The organism is Noviherbaspirillum massiliense JC206 (assembly GCF_000312045.1).
GTDB classification, from domain to species: Bacteria; Pseudomonadota; Gammaproteobacteria; order Burkholderiales; family Burkholderiaceae_D; genus Noviherbaspirillum; species Noviherbaspirillum massiliense.
Genome location: NZ_HE978634.1, coordinates 2,599,626 through 2,621,547 on the forward strand (window position 1 = coordinate 2,599,626; position 21,922 = coordinate 2,621,547).

A 21,922-nucleotide genomic window follows, 5' to 3' on the forward strand; every position below is an offset into this window, starting at 1 on the left:
ATGACATCCCCACTTTATAGGCCAGGGCATCGCGCTCCTTATTGCGTTGTGACAAAGGGCGCGCTTCTTACTTCTCAAAAGATTTACGCATGACAACTTTTGCCATCGGCGACGTACAGGGCTGCCGGGACAGCCTGAATGAATTGCTGCATGAAATCGATAAGGCTTCGCCTAATGCCAAGCTGATCTTCGTCGGCGACCTGGTGAACCGCGGGCCGCACTCGCTGGCCACGCTGCGTCAGATCCGCGACCTCGGCGGCCGCGCGCGAGTCGTGCTCGGCAATCACGACCTGCATCTGCTGGCAGTCGCGCACGGCATCCGCAAGCCCCACCGTACCGATACGCTGGACGACATTCTGCAGGCGCCGGACCGCGATGAACTGCTCGACTGGCTGCGCCGCCAGCCGCTGGCGATCTTCGAACAGGGATATCTGCTGGTGCATGCCGGCGTCGTGCCGCAATGGACGGCGCAGCAGACGCTTGAGCTCGCGCAGGAAGTCGAAACCGCGTTGCGCGGCCCGGACTGGGTGGAATTCCTGAGAAAAATGTATGGCAATACGCCGGCCAGATGGGAGGACAATCTGCAGGGCCCGGACCGCTTGCGCTGCATCGTGAATGCCCTGACGCGCATCCGCTTCTGCAGTGACGACGGCACGATGGACATGGCGTCGAAAGGCGCGGAAACGGAGCTGCCGGGCTATATGCCGTGGTTCGATGTCCCGGGACGCCGCACCGAAGATGTGACGGTCGTCATCGGCCACTGGTCGACGCTGGGCCTGGTGATGCGCCCGGACCTGATCGCGCTGGACACCGGCTGCCTGTGGGGTGGCAAGCTGAGCGCGGTCTGCCTGGAGGATCGCAGGGTCATGCAGGTGGAGTGCCCGCAGTACCAGCAGCCGTTCTCGATGTAGGGCTCAGCCGACTGCGCCCGGGATCCTGCGAAAGCGAGGAGGATGTATAGGTGCCTGGTCAGCGCGTTCCGGATTCTGACGCTATGCCCTGATATTCCTCGTACCCCAGAGCTTCCGTAATCGATTTTCTGGCGGCTTCCGCCAGATCCCGGCGGTGTGGAGCTCCCTCGGTGTCGATCGGCGGCAGTGGCATCAATTGTGCCTGCATCCCCGATGACTTGAGAATCATCAGCATGCTCTGCACGAAAGTCATCGCCCCGACGAAATCGGCCGCGGGATGAAACTTTCCCTCGTCATCGACATAACGCAGCGCATAGGGCTGGATCGGCACCTGCGCTTCGATCGCCGCTTCAAACAGGTTGGCATGGAAAGGCAAAATCGTTCCCTGTGCCGCCGTGGTGCCTTCGGGGAAAAAGGCGACATGTTCGCCCGCATGCAGGCTGGTGACTAGCCCCTGGTAGATTTTGCGCACATCCCGCAGCTTGCCGCGGGAGATGAAGATGGTGCCGACCTTCTCGCACAGCCAGCCGATCAGCGGCCAGTCGCGGATATCCGACTTCGCGACGAAGCGGCACGGGTTCAGGGAATTGATGACGAAAATGTCGAGCCAGGAGATATGGTTGGCCACCGTCAGCGCCCGCGGCGCGATCTGCACGCCCTCGGTCTCGACCAGTTCGACCCGCACCCCGCAAAGCTTGAGCAGCTGAATCGACCAGCGCCGGATATGCGCCTGCCGACCTGCCTGATCCGTCCACGGAAAGACCAGCGCGCAGATGCCCAGTCCGACGAAGAGATGGAGCACTACGCGCGCCAGTCGATAGGCCGTCATGCGTTCTTGCGCTCGAAGGCGACATGGCCGGCAACAAGCGTTGCCCTGACCTGCCCTGGCAACTCGTAACCGAGGAAAGGCGTGTGCTTGCCTTGGCTGGCGAGCGCGGCGGCGCTAACCGTCCAGCGTGTTCCGGGATCGAACAGGCAAATATCGGCAATGCTGCCTACGCTCAGCTGACCTGCATCCAGACCTACCACGCGGGCGGCATCAGCGGTGATCTTGGCAATTGCCCTCGAGAGCGGCCGCTCAGACTTGTCGAGCGATTCGTCCGCCCATTTGAGCGCCAGCGACAGCAGCAGTTCGAGGCCGGTCGCGCCCGGCGATGCCTCGCCAAAGGGCAGCAGTTTTTCATCATCGTCGACCGGCGTATGGTCGGAACAGATCACGTCAATTGTCCCATCAAGCAGCCCCTGCCGGATCGCATCGCGGTCGCGCTGTGCGCGGAATGGCGGGTTGACGCGTGCGTTGGAATCGAAGAAGCCGATGTCTGTATCGGTCAGGTGGACGTGATGGGCGCCGACGTCGCAGCTGACCGGCAAGCCTTCCTTCTTGGCAGCACGCACCAGTTCTATGCCGGCGGCGGAGGAAATGCGGCACAAATGAACACGTGCGCCGGTGGTGCGCATCAATTCGAAGATGGTATGCAGTGCGATCGTCTCGGCCATCACCGGCACGCCGGGCAGGCCGAGGCGCGAAGCGACTGCGCCGCTGTGAGCGATGCCGCTGCGTCCCAGATGCGGATCCTGCGGGCGCAGCCAGACGGTATAGCCGAAAGTCTTTGCGTACTGCATCGCACGCAGCAGCACCGTGGTATCGAGAATGGGGCAATCGGCCTGGGAAAAACCGACGCAGCCGGCTTCGGTCAATTCTGCCATCTCGGTGAGGGCCTGGCCCTTCAAGCCGACGGTCAGTGCCCCGAGCGGATAGACATGGGCCTGATTCAGGCCGCGTGCACGGTACTTCAGCATTTCCACCAGGCCCGGCTCGTCCAGCACCGGATCCGTGTCCGGCGGGCAGACGAGGCTGGTGACGCCGCCTTGCATCGCTGCCTGCATTTCCGATTCCAGCGTGGCCTTGTACTCATAGCCGGGCTCGCGCAGGCGCACGCTCAGATCCACTAGTCCGGGCGCGACCACCAAGCCGCTCGCGTCGATCGTCCTGTCGGCGGCAAACCCGGCCGGCGCCTCCCCCACGCCGACCACCTTGCCGTCGGCCACATACAAATCCTTTTGCCCATCGATGCCATTGGCCGGATCGATCAGATGGCCATTCCTGATATAAAGTCTCATTGTGTCAATTTCCCGCCAAAATGCTCATCACTGCCATGCGCACCGCGATGCCGAAGGTGACCTGCGGCAGGATCACTGCCTGCGACCCGTCGGCGACTGCCGAGTCGATCTCGACGCCCCGGTTCATCGGTCCGGGGTGCATCACGATGGCATCCGGCTTGGCGAGAGCCAGTCGTTCAGGCGTCAAACCATAGCTCTTGAAGAATTCCTGCGCGGACGGCAGGAGCGCGCCGCTCATGCGCTCGTTCTGCAGGCGCAGCATGATGATTACGTCGACGCCTTTCAGGCCTTCATTCATGTCGGTGAAGACGCGCACGCCCATCTGCTCCAGCCCGCCCGGCAGCAGGGTGCGCGGCCCGATCGCGCGCACTTCCGGCACGCCCAGCGTGGTCAGGGCGTGGATGTCGGAGCGGGCCACGCGGCTGTGCAGGATGTCGCCCACGATGGCAACCGTCAGGTTCGTGAAATCCTTCTTGTAGTGCCGGATCGTGTACATGTCCAGCAAGCCCTGGGTCGGATGCGCATGGCGTCCGTCACCGGCATTCACCACGTGCACATGACTCTGTTTCGTATCGATCAGGTGCTTGGCGATCAGGTAAGGCGCGCCGGATTGCGAATGCCGCACCACAAACATGTCCGCATGCATGGCGGCGAGGTTGTCGATGGTGTCGAGCAGCGACTCGCCCTTGCTGGTGCTCGAGGCGGAAATGTTCAGGTTGATCACATCCGCTGACAGGCGCTTGGACGCGATCTCGAAAGTCGTGCGGGTGCGCGTCGAGTTTTCAAAGAACAGGTTGAACACACTCTTGCCACGCATCAGCGGCACTTTCTTCACTTCGCGGTCGCCGATGCTGACGAAGGAGGAAGCAGTGTCCAGAATATGGTTGATGATCGCCTTCGGCAGGCCTTCGATGGTGAGCAGGTGCTGCAGCTCGCCGTTCTTGTTCAGTTGCGGGTTAAGCATTGGTTACAGTCAGGGAGAATCGGCCATCTTCGGCGCGTTGCAATACGAGTTGCTGGTTGTCGGAAAGCGTGGTGGACTCGGCAACGAAACTGGCGGCGATTGGCAGTTCGCGCCCGCCGCGGTCGACCAGCGCTGCCAGCAGGATCTTCGCTGGGCGGCCGTAGTCGAAGAGCTCGTTGATCGCCGCGCGGGTGGTGCGCCCGGTGTACAAAACATCATCTACCAGCAGGATGGTGGCGCCTTCTACTTCGAACGGGATCTGGGTCGGCTTGACTTCCGCATGCAAGCCCTTTTCCGCGTAGTCATCGCGGTAGAAGGACACATCGATGAAGCCGAGCCGGTCGGTGAGTTGCAATTCAGCCGCCAGCCTTTCGGCAAGCCATGCACCGCCGGAGTAAATGCCAACGATAGCCACATTCTCGTCATGGGCAAGACCAGACTTCACTTGCTCCGCCAGCGACTGGTAGAGTGTCTCCGCATCGAATTTAGGATTTGCCATATTCGTTGAAGTATTGTTGCAAAATGATTGCAGCGGCTTCGGCATCGATCAATTCGCCGCGCCGCTGCGCGATGACCGCCGATGAATACCGCTCGTCCACAAGGACGGTATCGACACCGTAACGTCCGTGCAATTGATTGGCGAAACGCCGGCAGCGCACCGTCATTTCATGTTCTGCGCCGTCCGGATGAAGCGGCAATCCGACCACGCAGCGTGCTGGTTGCCATTCCCGCATCAGTGCGGCGATCTCGGAAAATTTTGCGTCATTGGTCGCGGCCGTGATGACGGTAAGCGGTTGCGCCTGCCGCAGCAGGGTATTGCCGATTGCGACGCCGATGCGCTTCAGGCCAAAGTCGAATCCCAGCACGGTTTCCACTAGTCAGGCTGCCTTTTCCTCGCCATCAAGCGCGTCCGACCTGGCCGGACAAGGCCCAGGGATTGATGCCGAGCAGATTCATGGCAGCGGCAAAACGTTCCTGCGCGGGCAAATCGAAAATGATGGCGGGATCGGCGGGCACAGTCAGCCAGCCATTCCGGGCAATCTCATCTTCCAGCTGCCCTGCCCCCCAGCCTGAGCAGCCGAGACTGACCAGCATGCGGCGGGGGCCATCACCGTGCGCCACCGCTTCCAGCACATCCTTGGACGTGGTCAGTGCGATGTCATCGGTCACCTTCATCATGGAGGAATACGGGCCGTGGGGGCTGTGCAGGACAAAGCCGCGCTCGACCTGCACCGGACCGCCGAACATCACCGGATGCGTCGTCGAAAGGAGTTGGCTGGGTGAAATTTCAAGCTTCAGGTCGACGCGCTCAAACAATTCATCCATGCTCATGTCTGTTGGTTTGTTGATGATCACGCCGAGCGCACCATCTGCATTGTGCTCACACAAATAGATCACTGTGCCGCCAAATACCGGATCCAGCATGGATGGCATTGCGATCAGAAAATGGTTGGCAAGCTTGAGTTCGGAGGCCACGACCTTGGACATTGCGGAAAAATAGGATATTTCCTGGGAGAGTGCGGATTCAGGCGGGAAACAACTGCAAATGACCCGAACCGGAATTGTTTGTCGTAATGCGGATTTTAGCATTTTTGCCGGGTCGCCCGGTTCGTTTCATGCCCGTCCATCGATGCCTTCGGCTGCGAGTGGGCTTCGCAAGCGTCACGGAGCGGGACAGGCCGCCCACAAAAAAACCCGCATGATTGATGCGGGTTTTTTGTGGGGCGGTAGACGCAATTCAAATAGCCTGTGCTTCCCTGTTGACGAATTCGCTGATGAATTTCAGCAGTTCGTCTTCCCGGTATGGCTTGCCCAGATACTCGTTCACACCCAGCTCCATCGCGTAATTGCGGTGCTTTTCCGCAGTACGCGATGTGATCATGATGATCGGAATATGCCGCGTGCGCTCGTCACTGCGTACGTTGCGCGTCAAGTCGAAGCCATCCATGCGCGGCATTTCGATATCGACCAGCATTACGCCTGGCGTTACGGATTGCAGCTGTTCAAGGGCATCCACACCGTCCTTGGCCAGTACCACCTGGTAGCCTTCGCGCGACAGGAGACGCTGGGTTACGCGACGCACCGTCAGCGAGTCATCCACCACCATGACGATGTTTTGGGTGCGCAAGCCCTGCACTGGTTCCGATACCGGCGTGGAAGGCGAAGAGACAGACATTTGCGCAACTGCACCCATGTTCGCCGGGGCATCGGATGGAATGAGGCGCGGTGCACGCACATTGTCCTGGGCAGCACGCTGAGCGAGTGGCACCGGATTCAGAATCAGCACGATGTCGCCCGAGCCAAGCACCGTAGCGCCGGCAATGCCAATCATCCGCGCCAGTTGCGGCCCGATGTTCTTGACTACAACTTCCCGGTTGCCGATGATTTCGTCCACATGGAGCGCGACCCGTTCGCTGCCGCTTCTTAGAATCATCAAGGGCGAATACATCTGCGACATGGGGGAAGCCGCAGTATCTCCGAGGAGTGCTGCCAGGTAATGCATCGGCACGCGCTGCCCCTGGAATACGACGACGCCGTCGTTGTAGGCAGCAGTCAGCGCATTCACCTTCAGCTGCTGCACCTGCTCGACCAGCACCGACGGTACCGCATAAGTCTTGCCTCCGGAGGACAGCAATACGACCTGGGTCACGGCGAGCGTCAGGGGCAGCGTGATCGTGAATTGTGCACCCTTGCCCGGCTCCGAGCGGGCCACCACGCGACCGCCAAGCGCGATTGCTTCCGAACGAACAACGTCCATGCCGACACCGCGTCCTGCCAGCTCGGTAACCTGCTCCGCCGTCGAGAAGCCCGGATGGAAGATCAGGTCCTTCACATCTTCGTCGCTCATGTCGCCGTCATTCGTCAGCAGGCCGACACGCTTGGCCTTGTCGCGAATACGCGCGATGTTCAGGCCCTGGCCGTCGTCGGAGAACTGGATGACGACTTCATTGCCCTCCTGGCGGATTTCGACCAGCAATTCGCCGACTTCGCTCTTGCCTGCTGCACGTCGCGCTTCGCGCGATTCGATGCCGTGCACGATCGCATTGCGCAGCAGATGCTCGAACGGGCCCGTCATCTTTTCCAGCACGCCGCGGTCGATTTCAACCGAGTTGCCGCGAATGTCCAGGTTCACCCGCTTGTCGACTTCTTTTGCAGCCTGCCGCGCCACACGGAACAGACGCTCCGACACGCTGGCAAACTGCACCATGCGCACCCGCATCAGGTCCTGCTGCAATTCACGGGTCAGCCGCGCCTGGGAAGACAGGCCTCCGGCCGCACCGTCGAGGGTACGGCTGAGGTTCTGCTGAACCGAGTTCACGTCGTTGACGCTCTCGGCCATCATCCGGGTCAGTTCCTGCAGGCGCGTGAACCGGTCGAACTCCAGCGGGTCGAATTCGCGGTCGGATGTCTGCGTCATGCGCGAGGTAATCTGCGTTTCCGCCTGCATCTCGATCTCGCGGAGCTGGCCGCGCAACCGGTTGACGTTTTCGGTCAGCTCCAGCAGCGACTGCCGCAGCGATCCGACATCGGTTTCGAGCCGGGATCGGGAAATCGAGACTTCACCAGCCTGGTTCACCAGACGGTCGAGGATGTCGGCGCGAACACGAATGAGCGGCGCATTGGCCGCGGTTACAACCGCAGACGCTGCCGGACGGGCCGGTACGGTGGCCGCCGGATTCACAGCCAGTGACTGGGAGGCCGCCAGTGACGGCTCCTGCACCGTGATGACCTCTCTGGTCTCCGGCACTTCTTGCGCGTCCATGGGCAATGCCTGCTCAACGGGGCTCGCCTTTGGCGTTTCCCGGCTGGCATGCGGATTTTGCAGCAGCTCGTACAGATACAATGCGTGGTCGTAACGCGCGACGAGATCTTCGACTGCCTGAGCGGAGGGCGTGCCAAGGCGCATCAGGCTCTCGATACGCGTTTCCATCTCGTGCAGATGCTGCCCCAGGGTCATCGCGCCGGCCATGCGGGCGCTGCCTTTCAGGGTGTGAAGCGTACGCAGCAGCGATTGCGGTGCAGCCGCATCGCCGAGTTGCCCCTGCCATGCCCGCAGCACCTGCCCCATCTCGGGCAGCATGTCCCGGCCCTCCTCGAGAAATACCGGGAGCAAGTCGGCATCCAGTTCATCCTTGAGCACGACTGCCGGCTCGGTTCGGGTGGCATTTTCGCCCATGACAGCATCGGCGGATGCCGGGCTTACCAATTGAGTTGAGGCTCCCGTTTCGGACTTCGGTTCAACTGCCAGGTGCGGCTTGGGTTCTGCGGGGCGGCGAGTTTCCATGACCGGCTTCAAGGTAACCGGCAGGTCTTTGCTTGGGGAGGATGCCTGGCGCATCGATCGCGCGTCCAGGTCTTGCAACACCCGAACCAGATGCAGTGCATGCTCCGGCTGATGCTCCGGCATTTCGCCTGAGGCGAACTCCTGCAGCATCAGTTTCAGGCGTTCCGCGCTCTGATCCAGCAAGTCGAACTCATGCGCGGTCAGGAGTACGGGTTTGCGCGCCAGGAATTGGAGGACCATTTCAAGCGCATGTGCCAGTTCGTGCAGGATCTTGAAACCGACGGTGGCGGAGCTTCCCGCCAGCGAATGTGCTGCATGGACTGCCTGGATGTTGACATGGCGTTCCGGTTCGTGGCGCCATTCAGCAATATCACGCGCAAGCAAGCGCACGAGTTCGTCGGTCTCGGACAGGAAGATATTGTAAAGCGGGAGGCTGATCTCCAGGTCGCCGATCCGCCTTACATTGTCGTTCGACTTGGTCTCAGGCATGACCATGGTCGGAAACTCGATGACTTCCGCCACGAGGGGAGCTGTTGGCCTTGCAGCTTCGACCGGCGCGACAGGCTGGGGCTCTGTATCGCTAGCTGGCGTATCGCTGCCGGCCTGATTGAACATGGCCATATCGGCATCGGACAACGAGACTTCCTCCGCCTCCGGGAGAGCGAGGGGAAGTTCGGCTTCCGCTTCGGAGATCGTCTCCGGCGCAAAAGTCAGGTCAGCCTCTTGCATGAACTGCTGTGCTGCCTCGGGTTTTGGCGCGTCGGTATCTGTTACTAGTGCGATCTCGGAGAAAGCCGGCGCCGCTGATTCGTCGACAGTATCCTGCGCATCTTCCATCGAAAGACCGAGTTCTGCAGACACTTCGTCGAACACGAACGGCTCACCTGCCTTCACCCGTTCAGCGGCGCGCACAAGCGCATCCGGAGTACGGTCGGACCTGCCCTGGGTTTTCAAGTCCGCCACCCATGCGCTCAGCAATTCGGCCGCTTTCTCCAGCAGGGCATAAAGATGGGAATCACCAGGACGGGCATCGGCCAGCCTGACATTCAAGACCTGCTCGATGCCCCATGCCGCTTCGCCAAAAGCCACGAGGCCAACCATCCGCCCACTTCCCTTGAGCGTATGGAATGAGCGTCGCAGAGTGGTCAGATGTTCCTGGTTGTGTGGCTGGCTACGGGATTCGGGCAAAGTCTTGTCGACGCAATCGAGCACTTCTTCCGCTTCAGACAGGAAAATCTCGAGCAGTTCGGCATCAATCGCATCATCGCTTTCAGGGGTGGCCGAAGGCGAGGCCTGAGCCGGCGCAGGCTGAGCTGGCATGCTTGCGCTGATGATAGGGGCAAGGGTGTCCTGGGAAGGAGTGAAACCGGCACTCTCGAGGATGTCGATCCCGGCCTGGGCACGGGCCTTGACCTCGGCGTCGTCAACCAGGGCGGCATCCAGCCGAACCTTGTGCAGTGACTCCTTGAGCTGCTCCTGCAACTGCGGATTATCCGGTTCCGCTGTCAGGGAAATCGCGAGGTCGGCGGACTGTTTCTGAAAATATGCGAGCTCGTCTTCGACCGTTCCAAGCTGAGGAAGTCCGGCGCCAACTGCGCCGGAACTGGCGCTTGCAGGCGCTGTCGGCGCTTGTCTAGATTGCAGCTGTTCCGCTTCTAGCGGATTTTTTTTTCCAGGAGGTTGGCGCGGAACAGGCCTTCTTTGGCATCGAAGGAGAAGCGATGCTTTGCTCCTTCCGGATGGAATTGCAGCGTTTCAAGGAAAAAACTCAAGGCGCCGACGTTCTGCGCTACCTTCTGGAATGCCTCCTGATCCGGAGTGACTTCATTTGCTTCAGCAAAGCCGTGGACAGCGGCACGCGTATGCTGGACCGTACGCCTGGCATCTTCCTGGTCCAGGATGGCGAGCGCCCCCTCGACTTGGCGCAGTACATCGTCAAGATGCGACAGGGGTTCCCGCTGAGAGGGATCCCTGAAATATTCGTCGAGCATTTTTTCAACCTGGCGCAGATTGGACTGCATTTCGCCTGCCAGCGCCGCCATGGTCTGCCGCTCCTGAGCGGCACGCGACATATCATCAAGCCATGGCGCCGATTCTGCCGGCTGCTGGCCTGCAACGACGGACAGCAGACGCGCCGTCATCGCGTCAGCACGCTCTGCGAAATCCTCGGACAAACGGCTGATATCGTTCAGAGAATTTTCGATGAACAAAAGGCCCGTGGCCATCTCGAGGCTGAGTGCATCGCCAGGCTGAGCATGGGCTGCATGCCGGGCAATGCCGTTGATTTCGCGCAGGAGCTTTGCCAGGGGCTGCGATCCGAGCCTGGATCCAGCCTCGGTCAGGCCATGCATTTCATGCTGAAACGATCCCGCAGCGCTGGCATCTCCACCTGCAATCCGGTTCCACAAGTTCTTCGCCTGCGACAGCCGTTCCTTGGCGATGGCAAGCGCGTCAACATCGATCTGGCCATAGCGCTTCTTTTCGTAGTCAGCCGGTACGGCACCATCGAGTTCATACGCCATGCGGATTTGCCCGGCACGCTCGGAAGGGTTCTTGGCACGTGCAATAAAGAAAAGCGCGTCACGCAAGAGACGTTCGGCAATGCTGCTGGAGCCCTGGCTCAAGCGCCTGATCTGAAGATTAATGCGGGCAAACAGCTGCTTGACGTAAACCTCGTTGTGGATCTGCCCTTCTGCCACGACATCGGCAAAACCATGCATCACCCACCAGAAGCCGCGCGCCTGAGGATTTTGCTGTGAATTCTCGATTTGCCCGACGATATCCCGCATGACGGCGGCACTGGCCAGCTCGGCCTTGCGGTCAGTGCTTTTCAAGAATGGCAGGAGTGCCCTCTCGAAACGCTGCCGCAAAGCAGTCAAGTCGCTCGATTGAAGCGGAGCGCCAGCGTCCTGGGAAGAAGTCGGTGTGCGAATCGTAAGATTCGGGAAAAACAGATCCGCAGGATGAATGCGTTCAGCGCCTCGCGCTTCCAGCAAGGCACGATAATAGGGGAACAGGCGTACTGGCTGGTGCGGCATACCGGACAACAGCTCTTCCAGATACTCAACCAGAGCCTGACATCCCGCGCCAATGGTCTGCACCAGATCCTGGGTGAGCTCGACTTGGCTGGCATCCACCCGGTCCAGCAAATCCTCAACAGTCTCGGTAATAATGGCAACGCCGTCGATATCGACGACTTGCAAGGCCCCGTGGGCTTGGTGCAAATAATTCTTGGCGTGACGCAACGCGGTCACTCGCGTCTCGGCGTCCTGTGCAAGAGCTTCATTCAGAGCATTTTTCGAAAGGTTCAGTGCCTCTCGGACTTCGCCCATCACCCAGGACAGCGGTCCGGCGTCGAAATTATCCCGAACACCTTGCGGAAAGGTGGAAGAAGGGGTGGTCATGGCTGCCTCGCGGGTTCAAAGGGAGGCGAACCGGAACAAAGGTCCGCCATCACGCATCACTAAGGGGCTGCACTGCCTATGCATGCCAGCAGTTTGTCGTATCAAGCAACGCGGAAACGGGATACCGAGTTCTTGAGCTCTTCAGCCAATTTCGACAGTTCGCGAATCGAGTGCGCCGTTTGTTGAGTACCTTCTTGCGTCTGCTCGGTCACCGTCAGAATGCTTTGGATATTTTTCGCTACGCCGTTGGCTGACGTCGCCTGTTGTTCCGTAGCGGACGAAATGCTTTGGATCAGCTCTGCAAGACGATTAGACACTCGCTGGATCTCGGACAGTGCTGCACCGGCCGCATCAGACAGCTTGGCACCTTCCACCACACCCTGGGTAGATTTTTCCATCGCCGCGACGGCGTCGTGCGTATCGGTCTGAATCGTACGCACCAGTGCACCGATCTGCTTGGTTGCCTCGGCGGAGCGTTCCGCCAGTCGCTGCACCTCTTCTGCAACCACCGAGAATCCGCGGCCTGCTTCCCCGGCGGAAGCTGCCTGAATGGCCGCATTCAATGCCAGCACGTTGGTCTGCTCGGTAATGTCAGAAATCAGTTCGGTGATTTCGCCAATCTCCTGGGAAGATTCACCGAGGCGCTTGATTCGCTTCGAGGTTTCCTGGATGTGCTCGCGAATCTCGTTCATGCCCTTGATCGCGTCTTCCACAGCCTTGTAACCCTGCTCCGCTGCACTCACCGACTGACGTGCAACCTCGGCCGATTCACTTGCAGACCGGGAGACGTCAGTAATCTGGGTGGCCATTTGCAGTACCGCCTGGCCAGTTTCCTGAATTTCGCGCGACTGCTTCTGGGACGCGACCAGCAGTTCCGTTGCGATGTTTTGGGCTTGGTTGGATGCGGACGTAACTTGTTCTGCAGTGCTGGTAACGCGACCGACCAGGCCACGCAATTCTTCGATGGTGTAGTTCACCGAGTCGGCGATCGCGCCCGTGATGTCTTCCGAAACCGTAGCTTCAACGGTCAAGTCGCCGTCCGCGACTTCCTGCAATTCGTTCATCAGGCGCAGAATTGCGGCCTGGTTCTGGTCGTTCGCGCGCTTCGCCTCTTCCTCTTTCTGAATAGCGAGGAGACGCTGCTCGTCAGCCTGCTGGCGCCGCAAGTCCGCTTCCCGGGTGCGGTTGCGGCTGTCCTGCAGCAGCACCAGCGCAATGCCAACCGCCGTGATCAACGCGACCAGAGCGCAAGCCCACATCAGGTAAAAGGACCAGTGCAGCGAGTCTTCCTGCGAACGATATGCCTGCTGCAACGAAGTCAGATGCTGTTTCAGCGCTTCATTTTCCGCAAAGATCAGTTGTTCGGATTGTTTCGCAGCGATGAAGTTTTGCAGGTTGCCAAGAATCGAGCCGACGTGCTTCTGATAGTCCGCAAACACTTTATGCAGCTCAGTCAGCCTTTCACGGGTGTCTGCATCGGTGGTCGCCGTCAAGCGCAGCACTTCACTGCCGTTCAGGAAGCCCTCGACGATGTCACGGAAGGTGTTGGTGTCTTTACCCAGCAAGAACGCCGTTTCGGGGTTCACGCCTTCGGTGGTCAGAAACTCGTTTGCACTGCGACCAAGACGCTGGGTCAGCATCACGAGCTGACCTGCAGCCGACAATTCGCGTGCGGATGCGCCGCTCTGCATCTTCAGCGTTGAAATCTGCTCAGTCAGCTCAAGCAGAATGGGAGACAGCGCATTCAGGTTCTGCAGCGTCGTGCCAAAACCCGTCAATTCCTTTTTCAGCTTGAGGATGGTGTCGGCTGCCTTGTCGGAGTTCGCCCACACCTTCTGGGTATCCTTCAGCATTGCTGCCATTTGAGGCGTTGGCGGAGCAATGTCACGGCCCTGATATTGACCGCCTTTCGTAAGAACGTTCAAGGCGAAATTGAAGTCCTTGCGGCTTTCTTCCAGCTGCTTGAATGCCTCGGGGTTACCCTGAATCGCGTTCGGCGCTGCTTTACCGATACGCTGGGAGTGCATCAGCGCATTACCGGCGATCTGTGTTTGGGTGGAAGACAGCGTGGAATGGTTAGAGTTAAGCCACACCGCACCTGCCGCAAGCAACAGGGAACCTGCCATCACGGTCAGCAGGAGGCGCACCTGCTTCTGCAATGACAAACGACCGATCAATGGCAAGCGGATATCGCCCGTTTTTTCCAGCGCACCGCCGATGAAGGTTGCGTTCAGGCTGTTATCCGGCTCACCCGAGGAAGCCACGCCGGAAGCTGTGTCGGGCACGACATCAGGCGCAAGACCCGCTTCTCCGGCAAGCCCCCCCTTATTGCCCTTGGCAAAGAACGGTAGTTTGAACGCCATTACTGAATCTCCTAATTCTAATTACTGTTGTTTGACCGGCTCATGCGTCCTGGCGGCTCATAAACCAACGTGCAAAAATTGCGGGTCTTGCACAATCAAAGAAAGATTAAGTTCCGTCCAGACCTGAGAATCTCGATCAAGATATCGCCGAGGGGACCAGGACGAGGCAGGCTCACTTCCGAGATCCTGAAGCTGCATCTCGCTGATATTCCGCAGCCCCATTACTCGAGTGACCAACAAAGCACTGTTGAAAGACAAGGCGGGGGAGAAGGCGATGATCCGGCTTTCCTTATCCACCGGAGTAGGTGCCAGGCCTTGAAACCGGGCGAAATCGATCACACTGATCAAGTTCCCGCGGATATTGGTAAGCCCGAGAAACCAGTCTTTTGTCAAAGGCACCTTGGTTATGGCGCCAACGGAGATGATTTCGCCCGCCTCCTGAAGATTCAGCAGCCAGCGTGCTTGGCCGATCATTACACCGAGCTGGCTGACATGGTCCTGCGAACCGGCGCGGACGGCCTGCATGCGCTCGACCAGTTGCGCCTGAAATTCGCGCAAGCGAGTGCGGCGCCCGCTCCCGTCAGGCGCTCTTAAGCCGATATCCGATTCAAGCTGGCTCATGACCAGACTTTATCCGAGCGCAGCGATTTTCGACAGCAACTCCTGGGGATCAACTGGCTTCACGATATAGTCGCGAGCGCCTTGACGCATTCCCCAGATACGGTCGGTTTCCTGGCCCTTGCTGGTGCAAATAATAATCGGCACATCCTGGGTTTCCGGATCGCGGGAAATAGCCCGCGTAATCTGGAACCCATTCTGACCCGGCATCACCACATCCATCAATATGAGTTGTGGCTTGTCCGCCTTCACCTTGACCAGTGCCTCTTCGCCGTTTTCAGCTGTGGACACGGAGAATCCATTCTTGACAAGAATGTCAGTCAGGAAGTAACGCTCGGTTGGAGAATCATCCACTACCAGAATTTTTTGTATTGCCATGGCAAACCTTTACATCAAAAATTATTTGGAAAGTACTTGAGCGGTATGCTCACGCACGGTCTTGAGCAGACTATCCTTGGTGAATGGCTTGGTGAGATATGCATCGGAACCAACCATTGCGCCGCGCGCCCTGTCGAACAGGCCGTCCTTCGAGGAAAGCATGATGACGGGCGTCGAATGAAATTTCGCGCTCTTTTTAATAAGCGCGCAGGTCTGATAACCATCGAGGCGCGGCATCAGGATGTCGCAAAAAATCAGCGCTGGATTATGGTCATTCATCTTGGCAAGAGCATCAAATCCATCATCTGCAAGGACGATCTGATACCCAGCCTGACCCAGAAAAATTTCTGCGGATCGACGAATCGTGCTGCTGTCGTCAATCACCATGATCTTGATACCAGCGTTTTCTGGTGATGTTGTCATAACGTATTCTCGCTGAGCTTCCAAGCAATATACGGTTGAACTGTAACAAAAAGCAAGATGCTTTAGAACAACCCTTTACTGGAAGCCGGCGATTATCGTGGTTTTTATGCGAAATTAACGGAATTGCAACCAACGAGATCGCGACAGTTCAGATCGCCACCATTTCGAAATCTTCCTTGCGTGCGCCGCATTCAGGGCAAGTCCAATTCATCGGCACATCGGCCCAGCGCGTCCCCGGCGCGATGCCTTCTTCGGGCAACCCAGCCGCTTCATCGTAGACCCATCCACAAATCAGGCACATCCAGGTCTTAAACTCTTCCTTTGGTGTTTCGTTGTTACTCACAGTCGCCTACCCTTCGATAAAGTAAAATGCAAAGTTGGATATCTTAATCTACCGATCGTGCAAAACCAAAATTCCCCGCTCATCATGACCTTCGGTGCAGCCGATCCGATTGCTGCGACCGGCATTCAAGGCGATCTTGCATCGTTCGCGGCGATGGGTTGTCATGGTTTGTCTGTTATCACCTCCATCCTCATTGGCGACACCACCCGCATCGAAGATGTCCAGGTGATCGATGCTGACTGGGTCGCCGATCAGGCACGGGTAGTACTGGAGGACATGCCGGTTGCCGCCTTCAAGGTGGGCGCAATCGGCAGTATCGAAAATGTGTCGGTGATAGCCGAGATCATTTCCGACTATCCGGACGCTCCCCTCATTCTTGACCCCTTTCTGTCCGCCATGCCGGACCAAGGGCCGGAGGGAGAAGACATGCTGATAGCAATACGGGAATTGCTGATTCCACAAACAACCCTTTTCGTCACCTCTGCAGTGGAAATGACGCGATTTGCCGAGACTTGGCGCGAGCCGTCGACAGGAGATCTGATTGCAACCGACGCAATGCGTCTGGTCGATATGGATTGTGAATATGTTCTCGTCACCGGCACGCCGGGCGATGCCCATGAAGTCGGCAACATACTGTTTGACGAGTCCGGCCCCATCCGGCAGGATACCTGGCAGCGCCTCCCAGGCTCCTTCAGTGGCGCGGGCAGCACACTCTCGGCAGCAATCGCGGCCATGCTTGCCAGCGGCGTAGATGTGCCTACAGCCGTTTACGAGGCACAGGAGTTTACGCATGCGGCCTTGGCAAACGCGCACCGTATCGGCATGGGCAAACTTACACCGAATCGCTACTTCTGGGCAGACGGTCCAGAGGCCGGCCCTGCCAACAATTAATCTTGACTGCATTCCATATGACTTCCAAGAATGAATCCCTTTTTGCCCGCGCTCAGCGCAGTACGCCGGGCGGCGTAAATTCGCCGGTGCGCGCATTCCGCTCGGTTGGCGGCACGCCGCGTTTCATCACCCGTGCCGAAGGGCCGTATTTCTGGGATGCCGATGGCAAACGCTACATCGATTACATCGGCTCCTGGGGCCCCGCCATCGTCGGTCATGCGCATCCGGAAGTGGTGAAAGCAGTGCAGGCGGCCGCAGCACTGGGTTTGAGCTTCGGCGCGCCGACCGAGGGCGAAATCGTGATGGCGGAAGAAATCTGCCGCCTGATCCCATCCCTGGAACAAGTGCGCCTGGTTTCCAGCGGTACCGAAGCCGCCATGAGCGCCCTGCGCCTGTCTCGCGGCGCCACCGGGCGCGACAAGATCATCAAGTTCGAAGGCTGCTATCACGGCCACGCCGATTCGCTTCTGGTGAAGGCGGGCAGCGGTATGCTGACCTTTGGCAATCCGACCTCGGCTGGCGTGCCGGAAGATTTTGCAAAGCACACGCTGGTACTCGACTATAACGAGCCGCAGCAACTCGAAGACGTCTTCAGGAACATGGGCGAGCAGATCGCCTGCGTCATCGTCGAACCGGTAGCCGGCAACATGAATCTGCTGCCAGCCACCCCGGAATTCCTGCAAACCATGCGCCGTCTGTGCACCAAGCATGGCGCAGTGCTGATATTCGATGAAGTCATGTCGGGCTTTCGCGTTGCGCTGGGCGGCGCGCAATCACTCTACGGCATTACGCCGGACATGACGGTCCTTGGGAAAGTGATTGGCGGCGGCCTGCCGGTTGCCGCATTCGGCGGCCGCGCCGACCTGATGAAGTTTCTGGCACCGCTTGGCCCCGTCTATCAGGCTGGCACCCTGTCCGGCAACCCGGTTGCGGTAGCCGCGGGACTCAGCACGCTGAAACTGATCCAGGAAGAAGGTTTTTATGCTTCCCTCGCGAAGCAAACTGCGCGCCTGGTGCAAGGCCTGTCCGCTGCGGCGAAGGACTGCGGCGTCGCCTTCTGCGCCAACTCTGTCGGCGGCATGTTCGGCCTGTACTTCGCCAAGGACATCCCGGCAAGCCATTCGGAAATGATGGCTTGCGACAAATCGAGATTCAACGCATTTTTCCACGCGATGCTCGATGCGGGCGTGTATCTGGCGCCATCGGCCTTCGAAGCGGGATTCGTATCATCTCAACATGACGATGCGATCATCGACATGACGATAGAAGCAGCGCGGAAGTCGTTTGCCGCGATTGCGTGATTGACCCGGCCTTCCTGTTGATGAGTATTGGAGGAAGGCCGCACTCTCCTACTTGAGCCAGCCGCGCCGGCGGAAATACCAAAATGGCGCGATCGCGCTGCCCAGCATGAGCGCTAATGCGAAGGGGTAACCCAGGTCCCACTGCAACTCCGGAAGGATCCTGAAGTTCATCCCATAGATGCTGGCAATCAGGGTCGGCGGCAGGAAAGCGACGCTGGCGACCGAGAAAATCTTGATGATCTTGTTCTGGTTGATGTTGATGAAACCAACCGTCGCGTCCATCAGGAAGTTGATTTTGTCGAACAGGAATGCGGTGTGCCCATCCAGGGATTCGATATCGCGCAAGATTTGCCGGGCTTCCTCGAACTGATCTGAATTCAGCAGGCGCCCACGCATCAGGAAGCTCACCGCGCGGCGCGTATCCATCATGTTGCGGCGGATGCGACCGTTCAAGTCTTCTTCCTGAGCGATCGCATTCAAGGCCTGTGCCGCATCCTGGTCTGTCAGTTCCTTCTGCAGTACGCTGCGACTGACGTCTTCGAGGCTTTGATAAATGCCCTCCAGTGCATCTGCAGAATATTCGGCATCGGTGGCGTACAGGTCGAGCAGCACATCCTTGTAATCCTCAATGGACCCGGGACGGGAACGTGCACGCATGCGCACCAGACGGAAGATGGGCAGATCATGCGCGTGCACCGAAAACAGCATGTTCCGGGCAAGGATGAAGGCAACGGTGACTGTGCGAGATGGCCCATCTGCTTCGTCCAGCAGGAAATCGGTGCGCAAGTGCAAATCGCCGTTTTCAGCTTCGTAATAACGGGCCGACGCTTCAATGTCCTTTACCTCATCCTCCCCCGGCAAGGTCACGCCATAAATGCTCTTCACCCATGCGCGCTCGTCATCGTTCGGATCAGTCAGATCCACCCATATCGGCGCAAGCTTTTCGAGGTCGTTTCGGCTTTCTATATTGACTTGATTCAGACGTCCGTTTTGCAAGACGAAAACATTAATCATGTGTTCTCCCGGCCCTGCGCCTTCCGTCAAGCACAGGACATCCTGCAGTCTCATACTGCAAGTTAAATCAATCTTTCAAGGGAACGCGACCATGAACATGGTCAGAACGCGCCCACCCACCAGTATGGCGAGAGGCGCCTTGCAAGGACGTGCCGAGAAGCGCTATCTCGCCAGAATGCCATCTTTCGACGGCGTATCAGTTGTAAAGGGACTCCCCAACTCCGGGTCTCCACGAACGAAAACAGCGCAAGTGTACTGACATCAATCAGGGCAGGCAAGCGCAGGGCGACAATCATCGTTGCCATTCGAATGTCTTGCTTTATGTTTGCTCAATCAGGCAAGCTTTCCGCGGCATTCGACGCGTGGCAGTCTGCACCTTATTGCCATTAATGCAATGGCCGGCAAGCCAAAGTCGCGCTGCAACCTGTAGAGCAGGCGCTCTTCAGGGCAGCTCCGCGCCGCTCATGCGCCGCAGGATCAAATCAGTACGCCGTGACAGGTAGGCGGAACCGCGATGCTTGTCATAAAAGCGCGGTCTGGGCAGCATGACCGCCAGGCGGGCCGCCTGGACCGAATTCAGATTGGCCGCGGAAATGCCGAAGTAATGCTGGGCTGCGGCTTCGGCGCCGAACACGCCGTTCCCCCACTCCACGACATTGAGATAGATTTCGAAGATCCGCTCCTTGTCCATCCAGTACTCGAGCATGTAGGTGATGACCACCTCCTGCGCCTTGCGCACGTAGCTGCGCTCGCCGGACAGGAACAGATTTTTGGCCAGCTGCTGCGTGATAGTGGAACCGCCGGCGACCACCTTGCCCTTCTTTGCATTCTTTTCATACGCCTTTTGCAGCGCTTCCCAGTCGACGCCTTCATGCTCGGAAAAATTCGCGTCTTCCGATGCAATGATTGCGCGCTTGAGATTTTTCGATATCCGGTTGTAGGGAATCCACTTATGCTTGAGCTGAGCCTTGGGATTCCTTTCGCGCAGCACATCCAACTGGTGGCGCATGAAACTTGTGGAAGTCGGATTGTGGTCGACCCACCACCAGATCTGCACGAAGAAATACAGCTGAATCGCCAGCACGACGGCAATCGGCGCGAGAATCAGCCACAGGATCAGCTTGCGCAGCAACTTCATGATCGTTACAACTGACTGCGCAATTTTTCAAAGACGGGAGCAGTCGCCGGGCGCACGTCGCGCCAGACGTGAAAGGCTTCCGCCGCCTGCTCGACCAGCATGCCCAGGCCGTCACGCACAATGGCGCCATGTTGTGCGGCAAAGCGCATGAATGCCGTCGGTCCCTTCCCATACATCATGTCGTAGGCCAGCGCCTTTACAGAAAATACGCCAGGCGCAACGGGAGGAACCTCATCAGCAAGGCTGGACGAGGTGGCATTGATGACGATATCGAACGTGCCGCGCAAGGAGGCAAAATCGCATGATCGAAGATTGCCAGTGCCGGCAAACTGCTGCACAAGCACTTCGGCCTTGGCCGGCGTACGATTGGCAACCACCAGCTCATCCGGCTGCTCCTGCAGCAAGGGCAGAATCGCGCCGCGTGCCGCGCCACCGGCGCCGAGCAGAAGCACGCGCCTGCCCTTGATCGCCACTTCGGCATTGTACGTAATGTCAGTCACGAGACCGACGCCGTCGGTGTTGTCACCGAGGATGGCGGAACCGTCGAATTTGAGTGTGTTGACTGCGCCGGCAGCCCGCGCCCGCTCGGTTAGTTCGGTCACCAATGCAAAGGCTTCGAGCTTGAAAGGCACGGTGACATTCGCGCCCTTGCCGCCTTGCGCAATGAAGTCCCGGACGGTGGCGGCAAAGCCATCCAGCGGTGCCAGCATGCGCCCGTACGACATGGCTTGACGAGTCTGGGCGGCAAAGCACGCATGGATTTCCGGTGATTTGCTATGCGCGATCGGGTTACCGATCACCACGTAACGGTCAAGCATTTCAGTCAATTCTGGTTTCCGCGCAGCTCGGCTTGCAAGCCTTCTTCTCGGGTGAACTTGAAGCGGGTGATGACTTCCCACACGTCATCCTTGCCCCTGGTGCGCATGTTTTCGGGGAAACGTCCGAAGGGTGCTGCCCGTCGCACGATGCGCAGGGCGGCCTCATCCAGCGCAGGGTTGCCCGACTTCCGCTCGACCCGCGCACCGCCTTCCTTTTCGTAGATTGAGCCGTCCTGATAGATTGGAATGTATACCACCAGCTCGCCATACAGTTTCTTGCCATCCTTCTGCGGGAAGTTCAGCGTACCGATATTCTCGATCCGGGTTTGCAGGTTCTTGTAGTACATCGCGTACTCGACTTGCTGCGTGCTGGGCGTGATCTGCGTCTTCTTGGGGCGCTTGTTGTAGTCCTCGATGTTCTTTGAAATTTCCGCTATCCGACGTGCAATTGCCTTGTCATGCTCGTTGAGGTCGGCGCCGTCCGGATTCGGCATTGCATCCTTGGGATTATTGGCATCTGCCTTGACCGAAGTGGCAAAAGGCGTCTTCTTGACCATCTGCGCCAGCATCCGCTGCTTCTTTTCCAGCTCCTCGACGCGACGCCTGGTCTCCTTAAGGCTGGTGCCATCTTCACTCTTGCGCATGTCCGGCAAAGGCGACTTGGCACGCCCGGCATCGGCGTCGCCGCCGCCATCCAGGTTGGCCTGCGCCAAAGCGTCAGCCTTAAGCGGCTTCTTGTCATGCTTCGCATTGACGAGAATGACTTCCAGTCCGGGATCAGCCGGTTTCAAATGAAAGGCATCGGGGGCAACGAAGCGCACAGCCAGCAATGCGCCATGGACCAGCAAGGAAAGTGCAACCGCGATGGTCAGGGTAGGATTTTGAGCAAGCAGCTTCACGCGTAGAGTGGCAGGCGAATGCAGAAGTCTTGAATTTTACGATAAAGGTCG

The 21,922-nt window shown here is 58.6% G+C and carries 20 protein-coding genes; 3 read left to right on the top strand and 17 right to left on the bottom strand.

The genetic code is table 11. The annotated features are described in order from the left end of the window. The first annotated feature begins 89 nt into the window (after positions 1-89). On the top strand, positions 90-911 hold the full coding sequence (locus HGHM_RS12715) for a symmetrical bis(5'-nucleosyl)-tetraphosphatase (protein ID WP_019141916.1): 822 nt from the start codon (positions 90-92) through the stop codon (positions 909-911). Between the two features lie 58 nt (positions 912-969). Here HGHM_RS12715 and HGHM_RS21275 read toward each other — a convergent pair whose 3' ends face one another. The 13 genes from HGHM_RS21275 to HGHM_RS12780 all read right to left on the bottom strand — a co-directional run bounded on the left by HGHM_RS21275 (position 970) and on the right by HGHM_RS12780 (position 15,768). Then, positions 970-1,740 carry a lysophospholipid acyltransferase family protein gene (locus tag HGHM_RS21275; RefSeq protein WP_019141917.1) on the bottom strand — a complete coding sequence of 257 codons (771 nt, stop codon included), beginning with the start codon at positions 1,738-1,740 and terminating at the stop codon, positions 970-972. After that, positions 1,737-3,032, bottom strand: coding sequence for a dihydroorotase (locus HGHM_RS12725; RefSeq protein WP_019141918.1), 1,296 nt, complete (start codon positions 3,030-3,032; stop codon positions 1,737-1,739). Before HGHM_RS12725 ends, HGHM_RS21275 begins: the two co-directional genes overlap by 4 nt. Before the next feature lie 4 nt (positions 3,033-3,036). Next, on the bottom strand, positions 3,037-3,996 hold the full coding sequence (locus HGHM_RS12730) for an aspartate carbamoyltransferase catalytic subunit (RefSeq protein WP_019141919.1): 960 nt from the start codon (positions 3,994-3,996) through the stop codon (positions 3,037-3,039). Further along, entirely contained in the window at positions 3,989-4,495 is a 507-nt protein-coding gene (pyrR, locus tag HGHM_RS12735) for a bifunctional pyr operon transcriptional regulator/uracil phosphoribosyltransferase PyrR (RefSeq protein WP_019141920.1), read from the bottom strand. The genes HGHM_RS12730 and pyrR overlap by 8 nt, the downstream gene beginning before the upstream one ends. Then, entirely contained in the window at positions 4,482-4,871 is a 390-nt protein-coding gene (ruvX, locus tag HGHM_RS12740) for a Holliday junction resolvase RuvX (protein WP_019141921.1), read from the bottom strand. The genes pyrR and ruvX overlap by 14 nt, the downstream gene beginning before the upstream one ends. Before the next feature lie 25 nt (positions 4,872-4,896). Further along, a complete protein-coding gene (locus HGHM_RS12745; protein WP_019141922.1) occupies positions 4,897-5,484 on the bottom strand; it encodes a YqgE/AlgH family protein in 588 nt (195 codons plus the stop codon). Positions 5,485-5,734: 250 nt separating this feature from the next. Continuing rightward, the gene (locus tag HGHM_RS21280) at positions 5,735-9,763 is read right to left on the bottom strand and encodes an Hpt domain-containing protein (protein WP_019141923.1); all 4,029 of its coding nucleotides are present in this window, start codon (positions 9,761-9,763) and stop codon (positions 5,735-5,737) included. A 173-nt stretch (positions 9,764-9,936) separates the two neighbouring features. Continuing rightward, positions 9,937-11,685, bottom strand: coding sequence for an Hpt domain-containing protein (locus tag HGHM_RS22845; RefSeq protein WP_019141924.1), 1,749 nt, complete (start codon positions 11,683-11,685; stop codon positions 9,937-9,939). A gap of 101 nt (positions 11,686-11,786) precedes the next feature. After that, positions 11,787-14,048, bottom strand: coding sequence for a methyl-accepting chemotaxis protein (locus HGHM_RS12760; protein WP_019141925.1), 2,262 nt, complete (start codon positions 14,046-14,048; stop codon positions 11,787-11,789). Between the two features lie 57 nt (positions 14,049-14,105). Further along, entirely contained in the window at positions 14,106-14,669 is a 564-nt protein-coding gene (locus tag HGHM_RS12765; protein WP_019141926.1) for a chemotaxis protein CheW, read from the bottom strand. 9 nt (positions 14,670-14,678) lie between these two features. After that, a complete protein-coding gene (locus HGHM_RS12770; RefSeq protein WP_019141927.1) occupies positions 14,679-15,044 on the bottom strand; it encodes a response regulator transcription factor in 366 nt (121 codons plus the stop codon). A 21-nt stretch (positions 15,045-15,065) separates the two neighbouring features. Then, positions 15,066-15,467 carry a response regulator gene (locus HGHM_RS12775; RefSeq protein ID WP_026075978.1) on the bottom strand — a complete coding sequence of 134 codons (402 nt, stop codon included), beginning with the start codon at positions 15,465-15,467 and terminating at the stop codon, positions 15,066-15,068. Positions 15,468-15,615: 148 nt separating this feature from the next. Further along, on the bottom strand, positions 15,616-15,768 hold the full coding sequence (locus HGHM_RS12780) for a rubredoxin (RefSeq protein WP_019141929.1): 153 nt from the start codon (positions 15,766-15,768) through the stop codon (positions 15,616-15,618). Between the two features lie 99 nt (positions 15,769-15,867). Here HGHM_RS12780 and thiD point away from each other — a divergent pair, with 99 nt between their 5' ends. Continuing rightward, on the top strand, positions 15,868-16,701 hold the full coding sequence (gene thiD / locus HGHM_RS12785) for a bifunctional hydroxymethylpyrimidine kinase/phosphomethylpyrimidine kinase (protein WP_019141930.1): 834 nt from the start codon (positions 15,868-15,870) through the stop codon (positions 16,699-16,701). A 17-nt stretch (positions 16,702-16,718) separates the two neighbouring features. Then, entirely contained in the window at positions 16,719-18,002 is a 1,284-nt protein-coding gene (gene hemL / locus HGHM_RS12790; RefSeq protein ID WP_019141931.1) for a glutamate-1-semialdehyde 2,1-aminomutase, read from the top strand. A gap of 48 nt (positions 18,003-18,050) precedes the next feature. Here hemL and corA read toward each other — a convergent pair whose 3' ends face one another. From corA to HGHM_RS12810, 4 genes are all read right to left on the bottom strand, one after another. Then, the gene (gene corA / locus HGHM_RS12795) at positions 18,051-19,016 is read right to left on the bottom strand and encodes a magnesium/cobalt transporter CorA (protein ID WP_026075979.1); all 966 of its coding nucleotides are present in this window, start codon (positions 19,014-19,016) and stop codon (positions 18,051-18,053) included. Positions 19,017-19,458: 442 nt separating this feature from the next. Further along, positions 19,459-20,154, bottom strand: a complete 696-nt coding sequence (gene mtgA / locus HGHM_RS12800; RefSeq protein ID WP_019141933.1) for a monofunctional biosynthetic peptidoglycan transglycosylase — start codon at positions 20,152-20,154, stop codon at positions 19,459-19,461. A gap of 5 nt (positions 20,155-20,159) precedes the next feature. After that, positions 20,160-20,972 carry a shikimate dehydrogenase gene (gene aroE / locus HGHM_RS12805; RefSeq protein WP_019141934.1) on the bottom strand — a complete coding sequence of 271 codons (813 nt, stop codon included), beginning with the start codon at positions 20,970-20,972 and terminating at the stop codon, positions 20,160-20,162. 5 nt (positions 20,973-20,977) lie between these two features. Next, the gene (locus tag HGHM_RS12810; protein ID WP_019141935.1) at positions 20,978-21,871 is read right to left on the bottom strand and encodes a TonB C-terminal domain-containing protein; all 894 of its coding nucleotides are present in this window, start codon (positions 21,869-21,871) and stop codon (positions 20,978-20,980) included. Positions 21,872-21,922: the final 51 nt, after the last annotated feature.

Excerpts from the sequence above, each read along its gene's own strand:
- HGHM_RS22845 (WP_019141924.1), bottom strand. The coding sequence starts at position 11,685 with ATGACCACCCCTTCTTCCACCTTTCCGCAAGGTGTTCGGGATAATTTC.
- HGHM_RS12775 (WP_026075978.1), bottom strand. The coding sequence starts at position 15,467 with ATGACAACATCACCAGAAAACGCTGGTATCAAGATCATGGTGATTGAC.
- hemL (WP_019141931.1), top strand. The coding sequence starts at position 16,719 with ATGACTTCCAAGAATGAATCCCTTTTTGCCCGCGCTCAGCGCAGTACG.
- HGHM_RS12760 (WP_019141925.1), bottom strand. The coding sequence starts at position 14,048 with ATGGCGTTCAAACTACCGTTCTTTGCCAAGGGCAATAAGGGGGGGCTT.
- HGHM_RS12745 (WP_019141922.1), bottom strand. The coding sequence starts at position 5,484 with ATGTCCAAGGTCGTGGCCTCCGAACTCAAGCTTGCCAACCATTTTCTG.
- corA (WP_026075979.1), bottom strand. The coding sequence starts at position 19,016 with ATGATTAATGTTTTCGTCTTGCAAAACGGACGTCTGAATCAAGTCAAT.
- mtgA (WP_019141933.1), bottom strand. The coding sequence starts at position 20,154 with ATGAAGTTGCTGCGCAAGCTGATCCTGTGGCTGATTCTCGCGCCGATT.
- HGHM_RS12765 (WP_019141926.1), bottom strand. The coding sequence starts at position 14,669 with ATGAGCCAGCTTGAATCGGATATCGGCTTAAGAGCGCCTGACGGGAGC.
- HGHM_RS12725 (WP_019141918.1), bottom strand. The coding sequence starts at position 3,032 with ATGAGACTTTATATCAGGAATGGCCATCTGATCGATCCGGCCAATGGC.
- pyrR (WP_019141920.1), bottom strand. The coding sequence starts at position 4,495 with ATGGCAAATCCTAAATTCGATGCGGAGACACTCTACCAGTCGCTGGCG.
- HGHM_RS12715 (WP_019141916.1), top strand. The coding sequence starts at position 90 with ATGACAACTTTTGCCATCGGCGACGTACAGGGCTGCCGGGACAGCCTG.
- HGHM_RS12770 (WP_019141927.1), bottom strand. The coding sequence starts at position 15,044 with ATGGCAATACAAAAAATTCTGGTAGTGGATGATTCTCCAACCGAGCGT.
- aroE (WP_019141934.1), bottom strand. The coding sequence starts at position 20,972 with ATGCTTGACCGTTACGTGGTGATCGGTAACCCGATCGCGCATAGCAAA.
- HGHM_RS12780 (WP_019141929.1), bottom strand. The coding sequence starts at position 15,768 with ATGTGCCTGATTTGTGGATGGGTCTACGATGAAGCGGCTGGGTTGCCC.
- HGHM_RS12730 (WP_019141919.1), bottom strand. The coding sequence starts at position 3,996 with ATGCTTAACCCGCAACTGAACAAGAACGGCGAGCTGCAGCACCTGCTC.
- HGHM_RS21275 (WP_019141917.1), bottom strand. The coding sequence starts at position 1,740 with ATGACGGCCTATCGACTGGCGCGCGTAGTGCTCCATCTCTTCGTCGGA.